At 48.1% G+C, this 7,460-nt stretch carries 7 protein-coding genes; 4 read left to right on the top strand and 3 right to left on the bottom strand.

Features of this window, described 5'->3' with window-relative positions; all coding sequences use genetic code 11:
- Window positions 1-100 precede the first annotated feature (100 nt).
- Complete coding sequence (locus BZG81_RS08610; RefSeq protein ID WP_077661436.1) at window positions 101-1,531, top strand: 6-phospho-beta-glucosidase; 1,431 nt, start codon at window positions 101-103, stop codon at window positions 1,529-1,531.
- A 77-nt stretch (window positions 1,532-1,608) separates the two neighbouring features.
- Here the strand turns inward: BZG81_RS08610 and BZG81_RS08605 are convergent, their stop codons facing one another.
- The 3 genes from BZG81_RS08605 to BZG81_RS08595 all read right to left on the bottom strand — a co-directional run bounded on the left by BZG81_RS08605 (window position 1,609) and on the right by BZG81_RS08595 (window position 5,226).
- Window positions 1,609-2,148, bottom strand: coding sequence for a histidine phosphatase family protein (locus BZG81_RS08605; RefSeq protein ID WP_077677177.1), 540 nt, complete (start codon window positions 2,146-2,148; stop codon window positions 1,609-1,611).
- 174 nt (window positions 2,149-2,322) lie between these two features.
- Entirely contained in the window at window positions 2,323-4,158 is a 1,836-nt protein-coding gene (locus BZG81_RS08600; protein ID WP_077661434.1) for a GGDEF domain-containing protein, read from the bottom strand.
- Complete coding sequence (locus BZG81_RS08595) at window positions 4,159-5,226, bottom strand: ABC transporter substrate-binding protein (RefSeq protein WP_077461436.1); 1,068 nt, start codon at window positions 5,224-5,226, stop codon at window positions 4,159-4,161. It abuts the gene before it with no gap.
- Window positions 5,227-5,296: 70 nt separating this feature from the next.
- On the opposite strand from BZG81_RS08595, the gene BZG81_RS08590 reads away from it, so the two are divergent.
- The 3 genes from BZG81_RS08590 to BZG81_RS08580 are packed head-to-tail and all read left to right on the top strand — an operon-like array spanning window position 5,297 to window position 7,454.
- Complete coding sequence (locus BZG81_RS08590; RefSeq protein ID WP_077677176.1) at window positions 5,297-5,683, top strand: hypothetical protein; 387 nt, start codon at window positions 5,297-5,299, stop codon at window positions 5,681-5,683.
- Between the two features lie 58 nt (window positions 5,684-5,741).
- Entirely contained in the window at window positions 5,742-6,098 is a 357-nt protein-coding gene (locus BZG81_RS08585; protein WP_021024285.1) for a hypothetical protein, read from the top strand.
- Window positions 6,099-6,149: 51 nt separating this feature from the next.
- Window positions 6,150-7,454 carry an MFS transporter gene (locus BZG81_RS08580; protein WP_077677175.1) on the top strand — a complete coding sequence of 435 codons (1,305 nt, stop codon included), beginning with the start codon at window positions 6,150-6,152 and terminating at the stop codon, window positions 7,452-7,454.
- Window positions 7,455-7,460: the final 6 nt, after the last annotated feature.

Raw genomic sequence — 7,460 nt, 5'->3', positions numbered from 1 at the left:
GGTTAAGAGAGGTAAAGTGTTCAGGCAATCTTTGCGTCAGTTCACACTTCAGCAGCATTGAACCGGTTAGGCTGAGACAAAAACAAAGGAGAGGTAAGGCATGGGTAACAAGTTTCCTGACAATTTCTTATGGGGTGGCGCGGTTGCCGCGCATCAGGTAGAGGGTGGATGGAACTGTGATGGTAAAGGCGTGAGCATCGTTGATGTGCTTACCAAAGGTGAGCACGGCGTGCCGCGTAAGATTACCGAGCAAGTCCAGGCTGAAGAAACGTATCCCAACCATCAAGCGGTTGATTTTTACCATCGTTACCGCGACGACATTGCGATGTTCGCAGAGATGGGATTTAAATGCTTTCGGACGTCGATAGCGTGGTCCCGTATTTACCCAAATGGGGATGAAGAGACTCCTAACGAAGCGGGGCTGGCGTTTTATGATGGATTGATTGATTGCTTGTTAGAGCATGATATCGAGCCTGTCATTACATTGTCGCACTTTGAGATGCCGCACCACCTTGTCAGTGAATATGGTGGCTGGGCAAATCGAGCGGTCGTGGATCACTTCGTTCGTTTTTGTGAAGCCGTATTAACGCGTTACCGTGACAAAGTCACCTATTGGATTACCTTTAACGAGATCAATAACCAGCTTAACTGGGATTATCCTTTATTTGGTTATTGTAATTCGGGGGTGGTGTTTACCGAGCACGACCACCCTGAGCAAACCTTGTATCAAGTGCTGCATCACCAATTTGTGGCCAGTGCCAAAGTGGTCGCACTGGGGCATGTGATTAATCCTGAATTTAGCATTGGCAGCATGATCCACATGATGCCTTTGTATCCTGCGACGTGCCATCCGGATGACATGTTAGCATCACAGCAAGCGATGCGAGATAAATACCTATGCAGTGATGTACAGATAAGAGGTCATTACCCTCACTACATTTGGCCTCAATGGGCGAGCAAAGGGATTAAGGTGGTGATGCACGATGATGATGCGCAGATCTTAAAAAATGGTCAGGCGGATTTTTTGGCAATCAGTTACTACATGACCAATATTGTCGATGCTAATCCGCCAGAACAAGATGAAAATGCCTTGTTCAGCGCTAGTCGATTGAATCCACATTTGCCGGCGTCGGATTGGGGCTGGCAGATCGATCCGAAAGGGCTACGTTATGCACTTTCAGAGTTGTACGAACGCTATGAATTGCCCATTTTTGTGGTTGAAAATGGTCTAGGGGCGGTGGATATTCCCGATCAAACCGGCGCAATCAACGATGATTATCGTATCGACTATTTGTCGCAACACATTGAAGCGCTTGAAGAGGCGATTTCACTCGATGGTGTGGATGTGATGGGATACACGCCTTGGGGATGTATTGATTGTGTATCTTTCACCACCGGAGAATACCGCAAGCGGTATGGGTTCATTTATGTTGATCGTCATGACGATGGCAGTGGTGACTTTTCTCGCTCCCGTAAAAAAAGCTTTGACTGGTATAAACAGGTCATTGCCAACAATGGCTTGACGGGCTAGAGGATAGGCTAAAAGGGACGCGTTCGGCGTCCCTTTTGCTTTTATCGCTATACGACCGCTAGGATGAAGATGACGGTTTACACGTTAGGTTGATAATCAAATTCAATCACTTCGCCGTATTCAATGCCTTGTTCACGATAACCCACGATCGCCTCTATCACATTAAAATGTGCGACGACGGCAAGGGTTGAATACTCGTGATACATGTCGAGCACAGCGCTCACGCGACGGTGCAAAGCTGTTGCGGATTCATAACCGGCGTTAGTAACCTCATTACCGTTGGCAAACAGCTCTCTATACTCAATCCAGCGACGATCGCGTTCAGAAAGAGGAATATAGCTCCCCTTTATATCCGCTTGCCATTCGCGTAAATCGTGCTCAACAAACAGATCTTTTTGCAGCTGTCGGTTGAGAATTTCTGCTGTTTGCAGGGCGCGCGTATAGGGCGACGACAATATAATATCCGCTTGTTGTAAGGCAGAGTGACTGGCCAAAGCCTGGATGTCTGGAATACACGCACGTTGTAGTGGCGCATAATCTTTTTCTAACTGACTCATCTGACGAGCATCTGCCAAAGCGTAATCGGTTTTTCCATGGCGGACAAAGACGACTTTCATCGGACTTCCTTCTCTAGCGTCGATCATGGCTATCAGCTTGCGGACATGTTTAGCAAGTGACATCCATTTGGACCAACGGTTGCTACAACCTCATTTGACATTGGGTTGTAGCATACCGTCATGATGCTGTCATGAAACGCCAGAAGGATAAAGGACATGACGTGAGCGAGCTCGCTATTTTTGATGATGGCGGTCAAGTATATTAATACGATTCCGTCCTTCCTCTTTCGCTTGATACAGACGTTGGTCTGCCATTTCTAGCAGATAAGAGTCAGTGGTTTCATCGGTCGGTTGCAAAATGATCCCGCCAATGCTCACTGTAATCGTCTTGCCATCTGGGTTTTTCGCATGGGTGAGGCCAAGTGCCGCAATGTCATCATGAATCGCATCAGCTAATGCATGAAGCTGAGAGGCGTAGTGGGTTGAAAGCGTGATAGCAAACTCTTCTCCTCCAAACCTTGCAACCGAGCCTTGAAAGGCTTGGGTTTGCTTGAGCAGTACCCGCGCAATCTTAGTGAGTACATCATCGCCTTTTAGATGCCCATACTCATCGTTGTACGCTTTGAAGTGATCGACATCGATCATCATTACCGCAACAGGTAAGTCATTCTCAATACCATGACGGATATGGCTCTTTAGCTCACGTTTAAAGGGGCGGCGTGTGCTCAGGCGGGTGAGGTCATCTGTCTCTGCCTGTACTTTCAGTTTTTCGTTGGCTGCGATCAGTTCTTCTTGCAACTGTTCCATAGCAAAGTGGTTGCGCTCTCGAATCATGACTTCACTAATCGCCGTCGCAAAGCGCTTCAATAGTAACGTTTTGTTGTTATCCCAGATAAACGGTAATTGACGATTCGCCACCGTGATCATCCCAAAGCTCTTGCGGCCGTCGGTTAGTGGAAAAGCGGCAAAAGAGAGAATATGTCGTTGACGCAACCACGATCGTTCATTCATGGCATCATCGCCCAGCTGGCCAACGTGAGGGACCACCAATGTATCGGTATCTGCAAGCCAGCGTTTGATCATATGCATGTCACTTAAATCCACTGTTTTTGGTGCAAAGTCGGCCTCTTCTGGCCAATAACAGCGACGTTCAGCGCGGTTCGAATCAAAGGCATACCAGCCGATGGCCTCTACTCCTAATAGTGACACCATTTGCGGGAAAATATGCTCAACGTCCTCGGTGATATGTTGAGAGTCAGCGCGTAGAAATTGAATCGAGATATCAGCCAATAATGAGCTCGCATTCGACTGCCAATTCAGTGCTTTTGTGCGTTGTTCTACTTGCTCTTCGAGCAACGTTTGATGTTGGCGTAGCTCGCGTTCTGTGATGCGCTTTTGTAATAAATCGTCTTTGATTCGGGACTGGAGCGAATTGATTGAACGAGAAACTTTACCAATCTCATCATTACGTTGAATTAATTGAACCGGCACACTACTTTGGCTGATTCTATCGGCTTGGTAATAGTCTAAAGTCGTTGCAAGTTGCTTGAGTGGCCGAGAGCAAAGCCGATTTAGCACCCAGAGAATCAGCAATGAAATCATCAATGTTTCGGTAAAATGAACGGCAGCAATAGGCACGGTACTACTCAATGCTTCACGCTTTACCTCGCTGTGATCAAGAACGATATTCAGAGTGCCAATATTATTACCTTGAACACTCAGCAATGCTTGGTGGTTGGCGTCACAATGACGACTGGTGTGATTAACTTCGGTAACCGTCGTGCCATCAAAACCTGTGACGTCGACCCGACAGACGGTGGGCGTCATCGCTAACCCTTTGACACTGCGGCGTACGAGTTCTAAATCAACAATCCATAGTGCATGGCTAATGACCCGAGCTGAATTTTGGCTGCGGCTTTCCACCAGTTGCGTTGTGGTTGTTAGTGCTCGCTGATAGTTGATATACATTTGCGTCAGGGTCGTCCCAATAGCAAAGAGCAAACTAATGGCGAGCACGATAAAGGCGACGCGAGTTTGAAGACCACGTAAGTTAATAGCGCGTTTTGTCACTTAGTTATCCATATCCGTTGAATGAGGCGTACATCGGCTTTCGGTCCGTCGAGCCATTTTTAAAAATGGAATCTCGTGCCAAGCTTGTTTGCGCAACTGTGTAAAAAAGCGTGAATCGGGTGTAATTAAACGAAAAAGTGCATTATTGCATCTTTTTGGTGTTGGTAAGCCGCTATCGTGCGCATAAATATGGCTTAATGCAAGACCGGCTGCGGTGAAATGCCCACCTCCCAGTGCTGAAATAGTACCAGCCTCACGTAAAGCGAGCACCTTTTCTGATGTGTTGACTGTGGCAAAGAAGATATCCTCGCCTGGTGTCTTTCCTGCTTGCTTCGCGGCTTTCATTGCGCCAAATGCCATGTGGTCATTGGCCGTCCACACGTAACGTACATCCGGGTAGCGTTGCAACAAGGTGTGCATCTGCTCTTGGCTAATGGACTCGTCCCATTGACCATGGACAATCTGACGCAAAGTAATATTTGGTTGCTCATCAAAAAAACGTTGACCCCCCGCTTCGCGTTGAACGGAGGCTGGCGTGGTGAGATCGCCCGAAATCATAACAGCGTCGCCAGACTCATTGTTACCTGCGTTTATCATTGCCTTCGCGATCGTATGACCAATGGCCTCGTTATCCGGAATGATGCTAGCTAGGAGATATTCTTGCCAATGCGTATCTTTTTCTATGGACATTTTTGTCTGTTCATCTATATCGTTTAAGATGACCTGAACGTAAATGGGATAATCGCGTAACATCGGAAGCAGATCATCCGCGGCTAATTTCTCATTAACGATGATGACATAATCGGGACGAGTCGGTTTATTTAAAGTGGCAGAGAGAATTTGGCGCATTGCAAAGTGATTACGATCTGCATGTCGAATGGTAAGGTCAAGATTCAACGCCTTGGCAGCAGCCTTGGCGTAATCGTCTACATCCTGCCAAAAGCTCTCATTGGCAAAGCCTGGATTGATAAAAAGTACTCTCGCCTGTTGTTGCGTCGTCGCGTAGGCAAGCGTATTGAAGAGCATGGCCACAGACGCAATCATCCATACCAACAGTGTGTTTTTCATTCTTATTACCAATCCTCGTATGTTTTTTCCCTTTTAGATATGATAGCGCATCTGTATAGGATTGATTGCGATGAAATCTTACAACAATAAAAAGACGTTTAAGCGCCATTTCCCAATGGATTTTTATGGCGACGGTGAAGGATGGCGTTTTGCTGTGCGTGCCGAATCTCCTGGCCAAGTTTTAGCGGCTAAATGCTGGGTTGCTTGTTTGAGTGTTCGCCGTCGAGCCTTTCGTATTGTTGATTTAGCTGTCGATAGCTTTAATTATGTGGATGGTGTGTTTGACGCGGCAGGATTGACTGGTATTGAGTTGGGGACAAACATGCGTATTCGGCGTCAGGGGCAAGTGATTACGGTCGATGCATTGAACAAACGGTATGGTGCTTTGTGGACCCACCGCGAGGCATCTATTTCATCGGTATGTATCAAGCCTGCTAACAAGATCGCAATCTCTTAGTCTCCCGCTGCTCGATAAGGCTATCCAGTGTCATACTGAAAAGAAAAGGCGGCAGCGTATGGTTTTTCTCGTCATAACAGCACTTACCGTTTTAGGTGGCGTGCTGGCAGGTGAACACTTTCATTCCTATCTTTTAGGCTTTGGCGTCGCTAGTACTGCCGTGGGAGTTTGTTATTGGATCACCTTTCGTAGCACGCATTATCCGCAGTTTGCTTTATTTTTGTTGTTGCTCGGTGTGGCGGCCAAAATGACAGTGACTGCGGCGGGTGTACTCCTCGGGTTAAAGCACTCGCTTATTACCTCCCCGTTTGTGTTTTCTTTGTCTTATCTTTTCTTTTTGTTTGCGTCGACCTATTGCTACTTTCGTTACCGCGAATATTGGTTAACACGTTTTCGACATAAAGATTTACAATGATTGACTCTAGTGCTGCTATCAAGCAAATAAATCATAGAGTTGGGGGGATGTGTGGATAAACTGGCGGATGATCTTCATCAAAAGCTATTTAACGAGGAAGACGCGCGGGCGTGTAAAGACATTGATGGCAGTGCGTGTCGCGAAGTACCGGGGAATTTTTTTCGTATTATCCTCAGCCAAGGGCTAACTAAAATCGGTGACGCGGTATCTAGCCCGAAAATCGTATTACCAGCGTTGTTGACCGCTGTGGGTGCTCCCTTGGCCTTGGTTGGGCTGCTGGTGCCGATTCGAGAGGCGGGGTCGTTAGTGCCTCAGTTAGGTATTGCCGGTTATGTCCGCCAATTTGCGGTACGTAAGTGGGCATGGGTGGCCGGCTCTGTTATTCAAGGGGCTTGTATCCTGGCAATGGCCATCGCAGCGTTGCTTTTAACCGGTCAAGTGGCTGGCTGGAGCATTGTTGGCTTGCTGGTGATCTTTAGTTTGGCGCGAGGCCTTTGCTCGGTGGCATCGAAAGATGTTTTGGGTAAAACCATTCCTAAACCCCAGCGGGGACGCTTGAATGGCTGGTCGTCAAGCTTGGCGGGTGCGGTCACGATTGCAGCGGGTGTGGGTCTGTTTAGTGTCTCTGATCAGCAACATGTCTGGGTGTACTGTGCACTGCTAGCATTCGGTGCGGCGCTCTGGTGGGTGGCGGCCGCGCTCTACAGCCAGGTGGATGAATACGAAGGAGCCACTGAAGGCGGTGCCAATGCGCTGACGCATGCGCTTTCTAAACTACGCTTACTGGTGGATGATAGACGGCTGCGCCATTTTGTGATCACGCGCTCCCTGTTACTGTGTTCGGCCTTATCCGCTCCCTATTATGTGTTGTTAGCCAGTCAGCATAGCCAAGCGTTGGCGATCACCACCGCAAGTTTTGTCGCAATTAGCGGCGTTGCGAGCCTCATTTCTGCACCTTTTTGGGGACTTTTTGCCGATCATTCTAGCCGCCAAGTGATGATGATCGCCGCCGTGGTCACGGCGGTACTGGGGCTGGTGGTGGTCAGTATTAGTCAGTGGTACCCCACGCTTTTCTCATTGGCGTGGGTGTTGCCTGGCGTCTATTTTGTCCTGACCATTGCTCACGAGGGCGTGCGTCTTGGGCGTAAAACCTACATTGTGAATATGGCCGAAGGTAATCGGCGCACTGATTATGTTTCAGTCAGCAATACACTCATTGGTCTCGTTTTGTTATTGATGGGCGCGGCTACTGCGTGGCTTAGTCAATGGGGGATCATGGTCGTCATTTCGGTGTTGTCCGTTTTTGGTTTACTCGGCGCATTAATGGCGCGCGCGCTGCCTGAAGTAGAACGCTAAGCCGAC

Source organism: Salinivibrio sp. MA607, assembly GCF_001996245.1.
Lineage (GTDB): Bacteria > Pseudomonadota > Gammaproteobacteria > Enterobacterales > Vibrionaceae > Salinivibrio > Salinivibrio costicola.
Note: the sequence above shows the minus strand (reverse complement) of the source record. Positions and strands in the feature narration are given on the sequence as shown.